This window comes from Streptomyces sp. NPDC002044 (assembly GCF_040296725.1).
Lineage (GTDB): Bacteria > Actinomycetota > Actinomycetes > Streptomycetales > Streptomycetaceae > Streptomyces > Streptomyces antarcticus.
On the sequence record NZ_JBEOXU010000138.1, the window covers coordinates 1 to 16,368 of the forward strand.

Below are 16,368 nucleotides of genomic sequence, written 5' to 3' on the forward strand. Positions count from 1 at the left end.
GCCCCGTGAAACGCGCCCAGGGCTTCGGTCATTCGGTCGTCGGCCCCGGGTGGCCGCGGCGGTCCTGGCCGGGGGCGCGGCGGCGCTCGGCGGCTTCACCCTCCGCGTCGGGCGGCCCGTCCAGCCGATGCTGGCGGGGACCGCCGCGTCGGTGGCCGCCGCCCTGGAGGCGCTGGGCCCCTGCGCGGTGGAGGAGAAGCTCGACGGCGTACGGGTACAGGTCCACCGGGACGGCGACGGCGTACGGGTGTACACGCGCTCCCTGGACGAGATCACCGGGCGGCTCCCGGAGGTGGCCGAGCTGGCCCGGTCGCTGCCGGGGGAGCGGTTCATCCTGGACGGCGAGGTCATCGGCCGGGCCCCGGACGGGCGCCCGGTCCCCTTCCAGGAGGTGGCGAGCCGCGTGGGCTCCCGTACCGACGTGGCGGCTGCCCGCCGGACGCTCCCGCTGGAGGCCCGCTTCTTCGACGTCCTCGCCTCCGGGGACGAGGTCCTGCTCGACCTGCCGGTGCGGGAGCGGCACGCGGCCCTGGCCGCCCTGGTGCCCGAGACCGCGCGGGTCCGGCGCCTCGTCGTCGACGACCCCGCGGCGCAGGCGGCCGAGGCCGAGGAGTTCTGGCGGGAGACCCTGATCCGGGGTCACGAGGGGGTGATGGTCAAGGGCCTCGATTCCGCCTACGCCGCGGGCCGGCGCGGCCGGAACTGGCTGAAGGTGAAACCGGTGCACACCCTGGACCTGGTGGTGCTCGCCGCCGAGTGGGGCCACGGACGGCGCACCGGCCTGCTGTCGAACCTGCACCTGGCGGCGCGGGCCGACGACGGCGGGTACGCCATGCTCGGCAAGACCTTCAAGGGGCTCACCGACGAGATGCTGCGCTGGCAGACCGCCGCGCTGGGAGAGCTGGCCGTATCGGACGACGGGTTCACGGTCCGGGTGCGGCCGGAGCTGGTGGTGGAGATCGCCTACGACGGCCTCCAGCGCTCGCCGCGCTATCCGGCCGGGGTCGCGCTGCGCTTCGCACGAGTGCTGAGGCACCGACCGGACAAGACCGCGGAGCAGGCCGATACGGTGGAGACGGTGCTGGGGCAGGGCACGGCGGGGTGACGCCGGGGCGGCTTCCGGGGGCGCGCTGACGGGGCGGCCCGCGACGATTTGCCTCAGAGGTAAGTTGGATTGCCAGAAAGGCAAGATTCTGGCTCAATCGATCCATGACATCCGGCCCCGCACCCGGCTCCGGCCCGGCTGACGCAATCGGCTCCGGCCCGGCTGACGCAATCGGCTCCGGCCCGGCCGAGGCAGCCGGCCCCGGCGAGCTTCCCACCGTGGCCCCGCAACTGCGCGAGCTGCGCCGCCGCGCCGGGCTCACCCTCGAAGCCGCCGCCGCCCGGGCCCGGCTCTCGCCCGCCCACCTGTCCCGCCTGGAGACCGGCCGGCGCCAGCCCTCGCTGCCGCTCCTGCTCGGCCTCGCCCGTACCTACGGCACGACCGTCTCCGAACTGCTCGGCGAGACCCCCGCCGGCGCCGACCCCATCGTACGGGCCGGCGCACCGGGGGCCCGCGAGGCCGACGGGTGGACGTACTGGCAGGCGGGCGGCTCCGGGCGCGGGATGCAGGCGCTGCGCGTGCACGTCCCGTACGCCCACGGCCGGGCCGACCTGGTCCGCGTCCATCCCGGCGAGGAGTGGCTGTACGTCCTGACGGGGCGGCTGCGGCTGCACCTGGGCGAGGCCGAGCACCTGCTCGAACCGGGGGACAGCGCGCACTTCGACTCGCTCACCCCGCACCGCATCGCCGCGGCCGGCCCGGACGGGTCCGACCTGCTGTTCGTCCACACCCTGCTGCAGAGCAGCCTCGCCGGGCTCTGTCTCGGCGGCGCGAGCACGCACGACCGATAGCCGAGGAGCCGTAACCGTGTCCCAGGGAGAGAACATGCCGCACGTGTCAGAGGCCGCGCAGCCCGCCGGGGTGTCCCCGGGCGCCGTGGAGGTGCCCGCGCCGACGGGCGTCCGGTCCCGCATCGAGTCGAAGTTCCCGCGCGGTCTGGTGATCCGGCTCATCGCCTACTTGTTCGTCGGCCACCTCTTCGCCTTCTTCGTCTACCTCCTCTTCGTCCTGGGGGCCGAGAACCAGTGACCGCGGGGCCAACTATCCGCTCACGGCTCTAGGAACCTGCAGGTCCTGTCGCTACCCTCCGCGCATGATTTCCACGGTTGTCTGGGGTACCGGCAACGTCGGCCGTTTGGCCATCCGCGCCGTCGAGGCCCATCCAGCACTGAAACTCACCGCCGTCATCGTCCACAATCCAGCCAAGGTCGGCCGTGACGCGGGCGAACTCGGCCAACTCGACCGCCTGTTGGGGGTCACGGCCACCGACGACATCGAGACCGTCCTCGCCGCCGGTCCCCGGGCCGTCGTCTACGCTGCCTCCGGGGACGTCCGCCCCGACGACGCGCTGGCCGACATCACCCGGGCGGTCCGCTCCGGCGCCGTCGTCGTCAGCCCCGCGCTCTACCCGCTCTACGACCACCGCAGCGCCCCGCCCGAGTTCCGGGACCCGGTGCTCGCGGCGATCGCCGAGGGCGGCGGCTCCCTCTTCGCGTCCGGCGTCGACCCCGGCTGGGGCAACGACGTGCTCCCGCTGCTGCTCAGCGGACTCGGCACCACCGTCGACGTCATCCGCTGCCAGGAGATCTTCGACTACTCCACCTACGACCAGCCGGACTCCGTGCGCCACCTCATCGGCATGGGCCGGCCCATGGACTACGAGCCCATGATGCTCCTGCCCTCGATCCCCACGATGGTGTGGGGCGGGCAGGTGCGGATGATGGCGCGGGCGCTCGGCGTCGAACTCGACGAGATACGCGAGACGTTGGAACGGCGGGCACTGGACACCACCGTCACCACGCGGACCATGGGCGACTTCGAGGCCGGCACGCAGGGCGCCGTCCGCTTCGAGGTGCAGGGCATCGTCGAGGGCGAACCCCGCATCGTCATCGAACACGTCACCCGCATCCACGCCTCGTGCGCCCCGGACTGGCCGTCACCGCCCGACGGGGGCGACGGCGCCCACCGCGTCGTCATCGAGGGCCGTCCGCGCATCGAGGTCACCATCGAGGCCACCGACGAGGGGGAGAACCGCTCCGCCGGCGGCAACGCCACCGCCGTCGGCCGTCTGGTCGGCGCCATCGACTGGCTCGCCGGGGCCGAACCGGGCCTCTACGACGCCCTCGACGTCCCCATGCGCCCCGCCGTCGGAAAACTCGGAAGGAAACAGCCATGAAGATCGACATCCCCGAAGGCCAGCACCCGATCGAGTACGTGTGGGGCGACATGGTCCCCGGCATCGGCATGGCCGCGGCCAACTTCTCCCTGTCCGTGTACGCGCACACCACCCTGGGCCTGCGCGAGTTCGAGGCCGCGCGGCTGCGCGTCGCGCAGATCAACGGGTGTGTCTTCTGCCTGGACTGGCGCACCGAGCGCGAGGGGGAGAAGGTCGAGGAGGAGTTCTCCGACGCGGTGACGCAGTGGCGCACCACGGACCGCTTCGACGAGCGGACCCGGCTGGCGGCCGAGTACGCCGAGCGCTACACCCTCGACCACCACGGCCTCGACGACGCGTTCTGGGACCGGATGACGGAGTCCTACAGCCAGCTCGAAATCGTCGAACTGACGATGAGCATCGGGTCCTGGCTGGCCTTCGGCCGGCTCAACCACGTGCTCGGCCTCGACAGCGTCTGCATGCTGCCGGGCCACTGACATGGGTCCGGGGCCGTTCGGCGTGTCCGACCGGCCCCGGCTGCCGTGCCCGTCCCGCCCGCTACAGGTCGGTGGCGATGATCTTCTCGATGTTCCGCTCGGCGAGCGCCGTGATGGTGACGAACGGGTTGACGCTGGTGTTGCCGGGGATCAGCGCGCCGTCGATCACGTACAGGCCCGTGTAGCCGTGCAGGCGGCCGTAGTTGTCGGTGGCCTTGTTCAGGACCGCGCCGCCCAGCGGGTGGTAGGTGAGGTGGTCGCCCCAGATCTTGTTCAGGCCGAAGAGGTCGGTGCGGTAGATCGTCCCCTCCTTCTTGTTGATCTTGTCGAAGATGGTCTTCGCCATGTCGATGGACGCCTGCTTCCAGGCCGTCTGCCAGTTGAGGTCGACCTTGCCCGCCGCCGCGTTCCAGGAGAACTCGGCGCGGTGCGGGTTCTTGGTGATCGACAGGTAGAAGGAGGCGTACGTCTCGATGCCGGTCGGCAGCGGCGCCACCTCGGCGAAGGCGCCGCCCGCGTCCCAGTTGTCGATGCCGCCGCAGGGGATGGCGGCCTGGACCTTGCCGGTCGCGTCCCACATGTGGTTCGCGCGGCCGCACATGACGTTGCCGTTGTCGCCCCAGCCCTTGCCGATCTCGTCGTTCAGGTGGGGCAGGACACCGGTGGCCTTCAGCTTGACGAGCAGCTTGCTGGTGCCGACGCTGCCGGCCGCGAAGAACACCCGGCCGGCGGTGACGCTCTTGGAGGCCGAGACGCTGCCGTCGGTGTTCAGCTGGTTGAGGGAGACGGTGTAGCCGCCGCCCGGGGCGGGGGCTACCGAGGTGACCTGGTGCAGGGGCGAGATGGTGACCCTGCCGGTGGCCCTGGCGGACGCGATGTACGTCTGCTGGAGCGACTTCTTGCCGTAGTTGTTTCCGTAGAGGATCTCGCCGCTCACCGCGGACTTGGGGACGGTGCCGGCCGCCTCCTGCTTCATGTAGTCCCAGTCGTATACGTCCGGGACGAAGACGAAGGGGAAGCCCGAGCGCTGGGCGTGCTTGCGGCCGACGCGGGCGTACTGGTAGCAGTCGACGGTGTCGAACCAGGCCGGGTCGATGAGCCCCACCCCGAGTCCGGCGTTGGCGCGGGGGTAGTAGGTGGCGTACATCTCGTCGGCGTTCACCGAGGGCAGTACGGCGCTGAAGTTCTGCCGCTTGGGGGTGACGGCCATGCCGCCGTTGACGAGCGAGCCGCCGCCCACGCCGCGGCCCTGGTAGACGATGATGCCGCCCATTTCCTCGGCGTCGAGGATGCCCGTGTACTTGGGCACGTTCTTGTCGATCGGGAACCCGAGGAAGTTGCTGAGCGGCGCCTTCGTCCTCGTGCGCAGCCAGTAGGAGCGGTAGTCCGGGTTCGTGGTGTGGGCGAAAATCTTTCCGTCGCTGCCGGGGGTGTCCCAGGCCATCCCCATCTCGACCATGTGCACGTGGACACCGGCCTGCGCGAGACGCAGGGCCGCGACGGATCCGCCGTATCCGGTGCCGATCACCAGGACCGGGACATGGGCGCCGTTGTCGATGGCGGATCCGGCGGCCGAGGCCTGTGCCGCGTGGGCGGGGAGGACCTGGGCAGACAGGGCCACAGCTCCCAGAATAGAACCTGTTCTTGCAAGAAATCCGCGCCGGGAAAAGCCGTTGGTGCCCTTTCTGGGCAGGTCATTGTCGCTCATGTGACGTTCCTCACTCTCGGCTGAATGAGAACGAGTTCTACTGCTACGCGCGCGTGAAGTCACTACATACCTATTGGTAACTTCGTAACTTCCAGCCGACCGCGTCACAGGGGTGGCCGGCCCGCGCCGGCCTGTCCGGTCCGGGGTTGGCGGGGGGCTCCCCGGGCCGGTGTGGAGGGGGGTGTGGTCCACCACGCCACAACGTTCTGCAAATTTTTGACAGTAGAACGAATATTTGATGCGCGACTCTTGCTGTCTTCCTGTGGGCCGCCCTACTGTCCCGGCCATGCCCCCTAGAAGAACGGCCGCCGTGCTGGCGGTGCTCACAGCGTCCGCGCTCGGCCTCGGAGCGCTGGGCGCGGGCCCGGCTCTCGCCCGTCCGGGCGCGGACCGCGCCGTGGCCCCCGTCGTCACCCGGGCCGGCCTCGACCCGGCGCTCGTCGAAGGGCGCGGTGCCCGGGTGGACTTCGCCGAGCAGGAAGCGGAGAACGCCGCCACCGACGGCACGGTGATCGGCCCGGACCGCACGGCGTACTCGCTTCCGGCGGAAGCCTCCGGCCGCACGGCGGTGAAACTGGGCCCCGGCCAGTACGTGGAGTTCACCCTGCCCGCCGCGGCCGATGCCGTCACGGTCCGCTACAGCCTCCCCGACGCGCCCGACGGCGGCGGCATCACCGCCCCGCTCGACGTCACCGTGGGCGGCAAGAACCGCCGCACCATGACCCTGACCTCGCAGTACTCCTGGCTGTACAACCAGTACCCGTTCACCAACGACCCGCGGGCCGAGCTGCTGCACCCCGACTGGTGGATCACCGAGTGCGGCTGCGTCCCGGCGGCCACCACCCCGGCCCCGGTGATCACCAAGCCCTTCCGGCCCCACCACATGTACGACGAGCAGCGCCTGTTGCTCGGCCGCACGCACCGGGCCGGGGAGAAGGTGCGCCTCACCGTCCCCGCCGCGTCCGCCGCCGCGTGGACCGTGATCGACCTGCTGGACTCCCAGCTCGTCGGCGCCCCGCACGTGGAGGCGGTCGCCGCCAACGTGCTCCTCTTCGGCGCCGACCCGACCGGCCGCCGCGACTCCGCCGCCGCCTTCGACCGGGCGATCGCCTTCGCCCAGCGCCACCGGCTCCCCGTCTACCTGCCGCCCGGCACCTTCCAGGTGAACCGCCACGTTCTCGTGGACCGGGTCACGGTCACCGGCGCCGGCAGCTGGTACACCACCGTCAAGGGCAAGGGCGTCGGCTTCTACGGCAAGGACGCCTCGGCCGGGGGCAGCCGCGACGTGCACCTCTCCCGCTTCGCCGTCGAGGGCGACGTCCGCGAACGCGTCGACACCGACCAGGTCAACGCCATCGGCGGCGCGATGAGCGACTCGACCGTGGACCGCATGTACCTCCACCACACCAAGGTGGGCATCTGGTTCGACGGCCCCATGCGCAACGTCAGGGTCACGCGCAACGTGATCACCGACCAGATCGCCGACGGCCTCAACTTCCACACCGGCGTCACGGACTCGCTGGTCCGCGACAACTTCGTCCGGGGCACCGGCGACGACGGCCTGGCCATGTGGGCGGAGAAGACGGCGAACGCCCGCAACACCTTCGACCACAACACCGTGCAGAGCCCGAGCCTCGCCAACGGCATCGCCGTCTACGGCGGCGCCGACACCACCCTCTCCGCCAACCTCGTCGCCGACCCCGTCCGCGAGGGCAGCGCCCTGCACATCGGCGCCCGGTTCGGCGCCGAGCCCTTCACCGGGTCCCTGCGGATCGCGGACAACACCACCGTCCGCGCGGGCACCTACGAGCTGAACTGGAACATCGGCCTCGGCGCGATCTGGTTCTACGCCCTGGACCGCAGCATCGACCAGGCCGACATCCGGGCGGACGGGAACGCCTTCCTCGACAACACCTACAACGCCATCATGCTCGTCACCGACTGGCCGGTGAAGGACACGCACCGCATCGGACCCGTCCACTTCAAGGACACCCGCGTCGACGGCACCGGCACCTCCGTGGTCAGCGCCCGCTCGGCCGGCTCCGCGACGTTCGAGAACGTCGACGCCCGCGACGTCGGAGCGGTGGGCGTCAACAACTGCGGTTCCTTCAACTTTCCCGCCACCGGATCGGAGTTCGCCCTCACCGACCTCGGAGGCAACGACGGGGGCGGCACCACCGGCCCCTGGCTCGCCGCCTGGGAGCTGCCGAACACCCTCACCTGCGACGACCGCCCGCCGGTCGTGCCCCCGCCGCCGCCCTCCCGCTGGTAGGGCTCACCGCTCCGCCGCGCCCGGGGGTTCGAGCGGCGGAGCGGTGACCGCGCACTGCGTACGGCACTGCGGCCGCGGGTACGGCGTCCCGGGCGCGGGCTTGCGTACGGTCGCCCAGGCCAGCACGGAACCGACCACCAGGATGCCCGCGCACCACGGCATCGCCCGGTCGAAGGCCGCGTCGAACTGCTCCGCCGAGCGGTACGCCTCCGGCCCCATCCCGGCCAGGAGCGGCAGCGCCGCGACCGCGAGCAGCCCGGCCGCCCGGGCCGCGGCGTTGTTGATGCCGCTGGCCAGCCCGGCCCGGCCCGGGTCCACCGAGGCCAGCACGGTCGACGTCAGCGGAGCCACCAGGGTGACCATGCCCGCGCCCATCACCAGCAGCGCGGGCAGCACGTCCCGTACGTACGAGGGGTCCGGCCCCACCCGCAGCATCAGCAGCATTCCGGCCGCACACAGCAGCGGCCCCACCGTGAGCGGGATCCGCGGTCCGATCCGCTCCCCGAGCTCACCGGACCGGGCGGAGAGCAGCAGCATCAGCACGGTGGTGGGCAGCAGCGCGGCCCCGGACGCCAGCGCCGAATAGCCGGCCACCACCTGGAGCTGGAGCACGACGAGGAAGAAGAACCCGCCGAACGCGGCGTACACGCACAGGGTGACCAGGTTGACGGCCGTGAACTGCCGCGAGGCGAAGATCTCCGGCGGCACCATCGGGTGCGCCCGCTGGTGTTCCACGTAGACGAACGCGCAGGCCAGCAGGACCCCGCCGACCGCCGCGGCCGGCACCAGGGGGCTGCCGGACCGGGCCTCGATCAGCGCGTAGGTCATCAGCGCGAGCGCCGCCGCGGCCAGCACCGCGCCCGCCACGTCGAACCGCCCGTGCGCCCGCGGGTCGCGCGACTCCGGTACGTGCCGCAGCGCCACCGGGACGCACAGCACGGCCACCGGCACGTTCAGCAGGAACACCCAGCGCCAGCCGGGCCCGTCCACCAGCCAGCCGCCGAGGAAGGGCCCCACGGCCGCGCCCACCCCGCCGAGTCCGGACCACAGGCCCACCGCGCGGCCCCGGTCGCCGGCCCGGATCGAGGCCTGGATCAGGGCGAGGGAGCCGGGGGTGAGCAGGGCCCCGCCGATCCCCTGCAGGGCCCGGGCGGCGATCAGCACCCCGGCGTTCGGCGCGATCCCGCACAACAGGGAAGCCACCGCGAACCACACCACGCCCAGCACGAAGATCCGCCGTCGCCCGAAGCGGTCGCCGAGCGCCCCGCCGACCAGGATCAGACCCGCCAGGGTCAGCAGGTAGGCGTTGACCGTCCACTGCAATACGGCCAGGTCGGCGCCGAGGTCCTCGCCGATGGCGGGCAGGGCCACGTTCACGACCGTCGAGTCCAGCAGGGCCATGGCGGAGCCGAGCACGGTGGTCAGCAGGATCCACCGGCCGCGCGCGGACGCCAGCCGGACGCCGGGGACCTGGCCGGACGGCTCCGCGGCGGGCCCGTGGGAGCCCCCCGGGGGTTCGGCCGGAGGACCGTCGGCGGGCTCCACGCGTCGATCGGCGGGCGGTTCCACGGGTCGATCGGCGGGCGGATCGGCGGGCGGATCGGCGGGAGCTGTCATGCCTTCAGGCTGGCCCGCGCGGCCGGGAAGGGCCACCCGGCGCCCCGCGGGGAGCCACGCGGGGCGCCCCGGCGGCGGCCAGGACGGCTCATTAGGCCCTCTTGTAATGAGCATGGCACCTCGATCACCATGACCCGCGCACGTCACACGCACATCTTTCCCGCACATCCCGCACATGGCGTACGAGGAGACAACACGTGGCACAACTCGCCAGACGACCCTTGCGCGCGGCACTCGCCGCTCTCACCGCGGTCCTGCTCTTACCCGTCGGCGCGGGCGTCGCCGCGGCCGCTCCGGAACCCGGCCCCACCCCGAGCGCGGCCGAACGCAAGATCGAGCCGAAGCTCCGCGCCCAGCTCGACGAGTCCGCCAAGGCCGTCTTCTGGGTCTATCTGGACAGCGCCGCCGACCTGACGGCCGCCGGAAAGCAGCAGACCCGCGCCGCCAAGGCCGAGACCGTGCTGCGGACCAAGAAGACCCACGCGGCCCGCAGCCAGGCCGAGGTGCTCAAGGCCCTCGACGGCGCCAAGGCCGAGTACACCTCGTACTGGATCGTCAACGCCGTCCGCGTGGTCGGCAGCGAGAAGCTCGCCGGCACGCTCGCCCAGCGTCCCGAGGTCTCCCGGATCGACGCCGACGACAAGGTCGTCCTCCCGAAACCCGCCGACGGCAAGCGGGAGCAGGCCGCCGCCGACGCCGTCGAGTGGAACATCGACCGCATCAAGGCCCCCCAGGTGTGGGACCAGGCCGGTGTGCGCGGCGAGGGCATCGTCGTCGCCAACATCGACAGCGGCGTGGACTACACCCACCCGGCGGTCAACAACCAGTACCGCGGCAAGAGCGCGGACGGGACCTACGACCACAACTACAACTGGTTCGACCCGGCCGGCGTCTGCTCCACCGCCGCCCCCTGCGACAACAACGACCACGGCACCCACACCATGGGCACGATGGTCGGCGACGACGGCGGCGCCAACAAGATCGGCGTGGCCCCGGGCGCCAAGTGGATCGCCGCCAAGGGCTGCGAGACGAACTCCTGCTCCGAGGCCTCGCTGCTCGCCTCCGGCCAGTGGATCGTCGCCCCGACCGACGTCAACGGCCAGAACCCGCGCCCCGACCTGGCCCCGCACATCGTGAACAACTCCTGGGGCAGCTCGGCCCACGACGACTGGTACCAGCAGATCGTCGACGCCTGGCGGGCCGCCGGGATCTTCCCGGCCTTCAGCAACGGCAACGCCGGCCCCGGCTGCTCCACCAGCGGCTCACCCGGTGACTACGCGAGCTCCTACAGCTCCGGCGCCTTCGACATCAACAACACCATCGCCTCGTTCTCCTCGCGCGGCGCGGGCCCCGGCGGCATCGTCAAGCCGAACATCGCCGCCCCCGGCGTGAACGTCCGCTCCTCCGTCCCCGGCGGCGGGTACGAAGCCTTCTCCGGCACCTCCATGGCCTCCCCGCACACCGCGGCCACCGTGGCCCTGCTCTGGTCCGCCGCGCCCGCCCTCGAAGGGGACATCGCGCAGACCGAGTCGCTCCTCGACGGCACCGCCCAGGACACCGACAACGGCCAGTGCGGCGGCACGGCCGCCGACAACAACGTCTTCGGCGAGGGCAAGCTCGACGCCCTCGCCGCCGTGAACGCCGCCCCGCGCGGCGCGATCGGCGCGCTCGGCGGCACCGTCCGCTCCGGCGGCGAGCCCGTCGCGGGCGTGAAGGTCACCGCCGACGGCCCGATCGACCGTACGACGACCACCGGCGCCGACGGCAGCTACGCCTTCGCCTCCCTCTCGGTCGGCGACTACGCCCTGACGGCCTCCAAGTTCGGCTACGGCCAGCAGAGCGCCACCGCCACGGTGACGGAGAACGCCACCGCCACCGGTGACTTCACCCTCACCCAGGCCGCCTCCGGCAAGCTCACCGGCACGGTCTCCGCCGCCGCCGGCCCCGCCGCGGGCGCCACCGTCAGCGTCGCCGACACCCCGGTGACGGCGACGACCGACGCGCAGGGCCGCTTCGAGGTCACCCTCCCGCACGGCACGTACACCGTGAACGCCACCCACACCTCCCGGTGCGTGACCGGCGGCTCGGCGCAGGTGACCGTCGCGGGCGACACGACCGTCGCGGTCAGCCTGCCCGAACGCACCGACGGCTACGGCTACGCCTGCGCCGCCTCGGGCGAGCGCCCGTACACCCCGGGCAGCCGCCAGCTCGCCCTGACCGGTGACAACACCACCGAGCGCGTCGACCTGCCGTTCCCGCTCCCGCTGTACGGAAAGACGTACGCGCAGGCCTGGATCGGCACCAACGGCACCGTCAGCCTCGGCGGCAACAACACCGGTGACATCAACGGGGACATCCCGAGCACGGCCACGCCCAACGCCGCCCTCTACCCATTCTGGGACGACCTGGTCGTCGGCGCGGCCGGCAGCGGCTCCGGCGTCTTCACCGCGGTCACCGGCACCGCCCCGCACCGCAGCTACGTGATCGAGTGGCGCGAGGTGTCCCACTGGTCGGCGCAGGCCGACAAGTTCTCCTTCTCGGCCGCGATCGGCGAGGACGGCACCGTCACCTACGCCTACAAGGGCACCGGCGGCACCGGCATCAAGGGCGGCTCCACGGCCACCGTCGGGGTGGAGAACGCCACCGGGACCGACGCGTTCAAGTACTCCTTCAACACCGCCGTCATCACCGACGGCCTCTCCATCGCCTTCCGCACCACCAAGAGCGGCGTGGTGGCCGGCCGCGTCCTCGACGCCAACGACGGCAACGGGATCGCGGGCGCCACCGTGAGCGTCGCCGCGGGCGACACGACGGTGTCGGCGACCACGGCGGCGGACGGCGGGTACGTCGTCCAGAGCCCCTCGGGCCCGGCCTCCGTCGCCGTCTCCGCACCCCAGTACGAGGCCGTCACCGCGGCGGTCGACGTCAAGGCCGCCGACGTCACGGCCGTGACGCAGTCCCTGCGCACGGGCCGGGTGACCGCGTCCCTGCCGGCCGTGGAGGTCGTCCTGCCGACCGACCGCAAGCGCACCCGGACCCTCGACCTGACCAACCCCGGCCTCGGCACCGCGTTCTCCGTGGCCGAGGACGCGGCCTGGCTGACGGCGACGCCCGCCACCGGGAACCTTCCCACCGGCGGCAAGGCGCCCGTCACCCTCGCCGTCGACACCGCCGGCCTGGCCCCGGGCACGGTCCTGACCGCCGACCTGCGGATCACCTCGGTGAGCGGCCGCACCCCGGTCCTCACCGTCCCGGTCAAGGTCATCGTCCCCCGCTACCAGGTCGCCCTGGACGCGGGCTCCGACTACGCGGGCACCGACGCCCTGGGCGACCCCTGGTCCCCGGACCGCAAGTACACCGCCGGCTCCTACGGCTACCAGGGCAACGCCTCCGTCCAGGCCACCGGCCGCACCATCGCCGGCACGGCCGACCAGAAGCTGTACCGCAACGCCCGTGAGGGCATGTACGAGTACCGCTTCGACAACGTCCCGAACGGGACCTACACGGTCGAGCTGGGCTTCGCGGAGCTCTCCTCCACCAAGCCGAACAAGCGCGTCTTCGACGTCCTGGCCGAGGGTACGCAGGTCCTGCCCTCCCTCGACATCTCGCTGGAGGCGGGCACCTACACGGCCCTGACCCGCACATACACGGTCACGGTCACCGACGGGGTCCTCAACATCCGCTTCGTCACGCACGGCGGGTTCGGCAAGCCCCTGCTGAACTCCCTGCGGGTGACGGACCGCCCCGACAAGAGCTAGCCGCACGGGTCCGACAGGGGGCGGGGTGCCGGACGGCACCCCGCCCCCTCCCGTACCCCCGGCGCCCGGCCCGGCATTCGGGTGGCGGCTCCGGGCCTCCGGCGTGACGCGACGGGCGGGCCCGGGCCGGTTCGCTAGCGTGAGCGACCATGACGCTCCTGAGCGACCAGGCCGAGGACATCCGCGCACTCGTGGAGTCCGCCGACCCCGGGGCGGTCTGGGCCGTCGGCGGACCCGGGGGAGTCCACGCGGCGTCCGCCGGCCGGGGCCGCGGCGGCTCCGCGGACACCACCGCCTCCCCGGACGACGGGGGAGGCGGGGACGGCACGCCCACCGCACGTGCGCCGGGCGACGGTGACGGCGCGGCCGGGGCGGAGCCCGGAGACCTCGACGTCGGCGGGCTCGCCGCGGTCCTGGCCCTGTGGCCGGCCATCGGCAGCCTCGTCGCCGAGGGCACGCTCCACCTGCACACCCCCCTGACCGCCTACGGGGACACGACGTCCGCCCCCGGGACCACCGCGCACCACCTGCTGACCCACCCCGAGGGAACCGCCGCCCTCACCCGGCTCGCCGAGACCCTCGCCGGCACCTCCCTCGCCGAACTCGCCGCCGGCCGGGTCTGGCAGCCCCTCGGCATGACCCGCACCCGCTTCGCCGACGGCACCCTCCGGGCCCCGCTCACCGACCTCGTCCGCTTTGCGTGCCACCTCCTGGCCCCGGACGGCCCGGGCGTCAGCCCCGCATGGACCGCCGAGTCGCTCCGCATCCGCACCGGCGAACTCACCCCCGCCCGCGGCCTCCTCTGGCACCCGGCGCCCCACGGGGTCTGGGCCCACCACGCTCCGGCGGCCGACGCCCCCGCCCTCTGGGTCGCGCCCCGCCTCCGCCGCTGGGCGGTGCTCCTCCCGGCCCGCGCCCACAGCCCCCTCCACACCCCCCTCCGCGCGGCCTTCCGCGAGGCCGCCTTCGCGCCGCCGCCGGCCGGCTGAGGGGCGGCCGCGGCCGGATACGCTTGCGCCATCGCGCCCCGGGAGGTCCCGCCCCATGAGCAAGACCCGCCAGCGGAACCACGGGGTCCCCGACCCAGTCACCCCGTGGGACGAGATCACCCCGGGGCTCTGGATGGGCGGCCACTTCTGGACCGGTCCCTCGGGCGAGCGCCGTCCCGCCGTCGTGACCGACGAGTTCGACCTCGTCGTCAGCCTCTTCACCCGTGCCGGACACGGCCCCGGCCCGCGTGCCGAACACGTGGTCGCGGAGCTGCCGGACGCGCCGCTCACCACCGCGCAGCTGCGCGCCGTCCAGCACCTCGCCGGCGCGGTCTCCCTCGCCCTCGACCTCGGTCTGACCACGCTCGTGCGCTGCCGCTCGGGCTACAACCGGTCCGGCCTCGTCGTCGCCCAGTGCCTGGTGGACCGCGGCCTGCCGCCCGACCGGGCCGTCGCGCTCGTCCGGAGCAGGCGGTCCCCGCACGCCCTGCACAACGCGACCTTCACCGCCTACCTGGCCGACGGCCTGGACATCGCCGCCCTGCTCGCCGGGCTGGAACCACCCCCGTAGCGCTCGGGGCGCGCGCCCTCCCCGGTCGACGTACGGTGATCCCGACGTCACCGACCGTCCCGTTCCGGCCGCGGAGGTACACGCATGCGCACGGTCCAGGAGGCCGCCCTCGGTGGCCTCGGCGCCCTCGTCCGCGGCCTCGTCGGCTCCCGCCCCCGCCGCACCGACACGGTCCACACCTCGGCCGCCACCCTGCACGCGCTGCGCGCGCGCCACGGGTACGCGCCGCTCCTGCTGCGCACCCGGGGCGGCCGTGCGGTCCTCGTCCTCCTCGACCCCCGGGACCTCGGCCGCTTCTACGCCGAACCCGCGAGCGTCCTCGCCGCCGAGCCCCCCGAGAAGTGCCGCAGCCCGTACGCCGCCGAGCCCGCCGGCGCCGGCTGCGGACACGGCGCACCCCGCCCGGAACCACGCCGGACCGACACGCAGGCCCTGGCCCCCGGGCTCCCCGTACACCCCTCGTACGAGCCGATCCTCACCCTCCTCGCCGAGGAGGCCCGGCAGCTGACGGCCTCCGGCACCCTCGAACTCGCGCGCGTCCGGCACACCGTGGACCGGGTCGCGCGCCGGATCGTCCTGGGCCACGCGGCCGCGCAGGACGAGCGGCTCACCGGCTGGCTGAGGCAGTTGCGCGCCGAAGGCGGCCGCCCCGGACCCGCGACGGAGCCCGGCACGAGCACCGGCAGGTCCCGCGCCACCGCCCGCTCCCTGTACGGGAAGGCCGACGAACGCATCCGGGAGTACGCCCGCCGGGCCGACGGCGACACCCTCCTCGGCCGGGCCGCCCGCCACCCCGGAGCCCCGGGCCGGGCACACCAGTGGCTCGCCGCCCTGGACACCCTCCCGGAGACGCTGCTGCGCACCCTGCTGCTGCTCGGCGCGCACCCCGCCGAGCAGCGCCGGGCCGCCACGGAAGCAGGCGCCGCCGCCGCTCCGGGTGAACTGCCGTGGTTGCGGGCCTGCGTCCGCGAATCCCTGCGGCTCTACCCCGTGGTCCCCGACCTGATCCGTGTCACCCGCACCGAAACCGACTGGCACGGCGTGCGCCACCCGGCGGGCACCGTCGTCCTGCTGCCCGCCGCCTTCCACCAGCGCGACCCGGAGCACGTACCGGCCGCGCACGCCTTCGTACCGGGCCGGTGGAAGGACCAGGGCGCCGTCCAGGACATCCGGATGGCCCCCTTCGGTCACGGCGCCGGCCGCTGCCCCGGCGACCAGCTCGGCCTGCTGGTGACCGCCGCGCTCTGCGCCGAAGTGCTGCGGAGCCACCGGATCGAGGCCACCAGACCGGTCCTGGACCCCGTCGGACCCCTCCCCGAGACGCTCGGTCCGCACGGAATCCGGCTCACCCTGGCCCGCCGCTGACGCAGCGCCACGTGCCCCGCCCCGCCCCCTGTACCCCCTGCCGAACGACAGAGGACCCCATGCCCGACGCCGCGACCTCCGCGTCCACCGCCCCGGACGTCGTCCTGCTCGACACGCTGTGCCGCGAACTCGCCGAAACCGCCGACGCGGTGGGCGAGGCCGCCCGCCACGCCTCCGGGCTGGCCCTCGGCGCCCGGCTGTCCTCGGCCGCACTGGCCCGGGGCGGCCGCCGCCGACTGGCCTGGCGCACCCTGCTGCGCACCCTCACCGACCCGGGCGGACTCGGCTGGGCCCCGCGGGGCCGTGGCGTAGCCGGCGCCGGCCGGCTCGC

Annotated in this window: 12 protein-coding genes and 1 pseudogene; 11 read left to right on the forward strand and 2 right to left on the reverse strand. The window is 73.3% G+C overall.

Annotated elements, in window-relative coordinates:
- From ABT106_RS25895 to ABT106_RS25915, 5 genes are all read left to right on the forward strand, one after another.
- A partial coding sequence (locus ABT106_RS25895; RefSeq protein ID WP_351281742.1) for an ATP-dependent DNA ligase occupies window positions 1–1,105 on the forward strand: 1,105 nt, incomplete at its 5' end.
- A 104-nt stretch (window positions 1,106–1,209) separates the two neighbouring features.
- On the forward strand, window positions 1,210–1,896 hold the full coding sequence (locus tag ABT106_RS25900; RefSeq protein ID WP_351281744.1) for a helix-turn-helix domain-containing protein: 687 nt from the start codon (window positions 1,210–1,212) through the stop codon (window positions 1,894–1,896).
- Between the two features lie 34 nt (window positions 1,897–1,930).
- Window positions 1,931–2,134, forward strand: a complete 204-nt coding sequence (locus tag ABT106_RS25905) for a DUF6126 family protein (RefSeq protein WP_351281746.1) — start codon at window positions 1,931–1,933, stop codon at window positions 2,132–2,134.
- Between the two features lie 64 nt (window positions 2,135–2,198).
- On the forward strand, window positions 2,199–3,281 hold the full coding sequence (locus tag ABT106_RS25910) for an NAD(P)H-dependent amine dehydrogenase family protein (RefSeq protein ID WP_351281748.1): 1,083 nt from the start codon (window positions 2,199–2,201) through the stop codon (window positions 3,279–3,281).
- Window positions 3,278–3,757, forward strand: coding sequence for a carboxymuconolactone decarboxylase family protein (locus ABT106_RS25915; protein ID WP_351281751.1), 480 nt, complete (start codon window positions 3,278–3,280; stop codon window positions 3,755–3,757). Before ABT106_RS25910 ends, ABT106_RS25915 begins: the two co-directional genes overlap by 4 nt.
- A gap of 61 nt (window positions 3,758–3,818) precedes the next feature.
- On the opposite strand, the gene ABT106_RS25920 is transcribed toward ABT106_RS25915, so the two are convergent.
- The gene (locus ABT106_RS25920; protein WP_351281754.1) at window positions 3,819–5,465 is read right to left on the reverse strand and encodes a GMC oxidoreductase; all 1,647 of its coding nucleotides are present in this window, start codon (window positions 5,463–5,465) and stop codon (window positions 3,819–3,821) included.
- Between the two features lie 286 nt (window positions 5,466–5,751).
- Between ABT106_RS25920 and ABT106_RS25925 the strand changes: the two genes are divergently transcribed.
- Window positions 5,752–7,737, forward strand: a complete 1,986-nt coding sequence (locus ABT106_RS25925; RefSeq protein WP_351281757.1) for a glycosyl hydrolase family 28-related protein — start codon at window positions 5,752–5,754, stop codon at window positions 7,735–7,737.
- A gap of 3 nt (window positions 7,738–7,740) precedes the next feature.
- Here the strand turns inward: ABT106_RS25925 and ABT106_RS25930 are convergent, their stop codons facing one another.
- Complete coding sequence (locus ABT106_RS25930; protein ID WP_351281760.1) at window positions 7,741–9,354, reverse strand: MFS transporter; 1,614 nt, start codon at window positions 9,352–9,354, stop codon at window positions 7,741–7,743.
- A gap of 197 nt (window positions 9,355–9,551) precedes the next feature.
- Here ABT106_RS25930 and ABT106_RS25935 point away from each other — a divergent pair, with 197 nt between their 5' ends.
- From ABT106_RS25935 to ABT106_RS25955, 5 genes and pseudogenes are all read left to right on the forward strand, one after another.
- Window positions 9,552–13,112: a S8 family serine peptidase gene (locus ABT106_RS25935; protein WP_351281762.1), complete on the forward strand. Its 3,561-nt coding sequence runs from the start codon at window positions 9,552–9,554 to the stop codon at window positions 13,110–13,112.
- 149 nt (window positions 13,113–13,261) lie between these two features.
- Window positions 13,262–14,101 (forward strand): serine hydrolase domain-containing protein, encoded by an 840-nt coding sequence (locus ABT106_RS25940; protein ID WP_351281765.1) that lies wholly within the window; start codon window positions 13,262–13,264, stop codon window positions 14,099–14,101.
- A 55-nt stretch (window positions 14,102–14,156) separates the two neighbouring features.
- On the forward strand, window positions 14,157–14,672 hold the full coding sequence (locus tag ABT106_RS25945; RefSeq protein WP_351281767.1) for a protein-tyrosine phosphatase family protein: 516 nt from the start codon (window positions 14,157–14,159) through the stop codon (window positions 14,670–14,672).
- Window positions 14,673–14,756: 84 nt separating this feature from the next.
- Entirely contained in the window at window positions 14,757–16,037 is a 1,281-nt protein-coding gene (locus tag ABT106_RS25950) for a cytochrome P450 (protein ID WP_351281770.1), read from the forward strand.
- 59 nt (window positions 16,038–16,096) lie between these two features.
- A pseudogene (locus tag ABT106_RS25955) lies at window positions 16,097–16,368 on the forward strand (hypothetical protein); the annotation flags it as partial.

What these genes read in the sequence shown, in the direction of transcription:
- ABT106_RS25900 (WP_351281744.1), top strand. Translation starts at nt 1,210, where the DNA reads ATGACATCCGGCCCCGCACCCGGCTCCGGCCCGGCTGACGCAATCGGC.
- ABT106_RS25905 (WP_351281746.1), top strand. Translation starts at nt 1,931, where the DNA reads ATGCCGCACGTGTCAGAGGCCGCGCAGCCCGCCGGGGTGTCCCCGGGC.
- ABT106_RS25910 (WP_351281748.1), top strand. Translation starts at nt 2,199, where the DNA reads ATGATTTCCACGGTTGTCTGGGGTACCGGCAACGTCGGCCGTTTGGCC.
- ABT106_RS25915 (WP_351281751.1), top strand. Translation starts at nt 3,278, where the DNA reads ATGAAGATCGACATCCCCGAAGGCCAGCACCCGATCGAGTACGTGTGG.
- ABT106_RS25920 (WP_351281754.1), bottom strand. Translation starts at nt 5,465, where the DNA reads ATGAGCGACAATGACCTGCCCAGAAAGGGCACCAACGGCTTTTCCCGG.
- ABT106_RS25925 (WP_351281757.1), top strand. Translation starts at nt 5,752, where the DNA reads ATGCCCCCTAGAAGAACGGCCGCCGTGCTGGCGGTGCTCACAGCGTCC.
- ABT106_RS25930 (WP_351281760.1), bottom strand. Translation starts at nt 9,354, where the DNA reads ATGACAGCTCCCGCCGATCCGCCCGCCGATCCGCCCGCCGATCGACCC.
- ABT106_RS25940 (WP_351281765.1), top strand. Translation starts at nt 13,262, where the DNA reads ATGACGCTCCTGAGCGACCAGGCCGAGGACATCCGCGCACTCGTGGAG.
- ABT106_RS25945 (WP_351281767.1), top strand. Translation starts at nt 14,157, where the DNA reads ATGAGCAAGACCCGCCAGCGGAACCACGGGGTCCCCGACCCAGTCACC.
- ABT106_RS25950 (WP_351281770.1), top strand. Translation starts at nt 14,757, where the DNA reads ATGCGCACGGTCCAGGAGGCCGCCCTCGGTGGCCTCGGCGCCCTCGTC.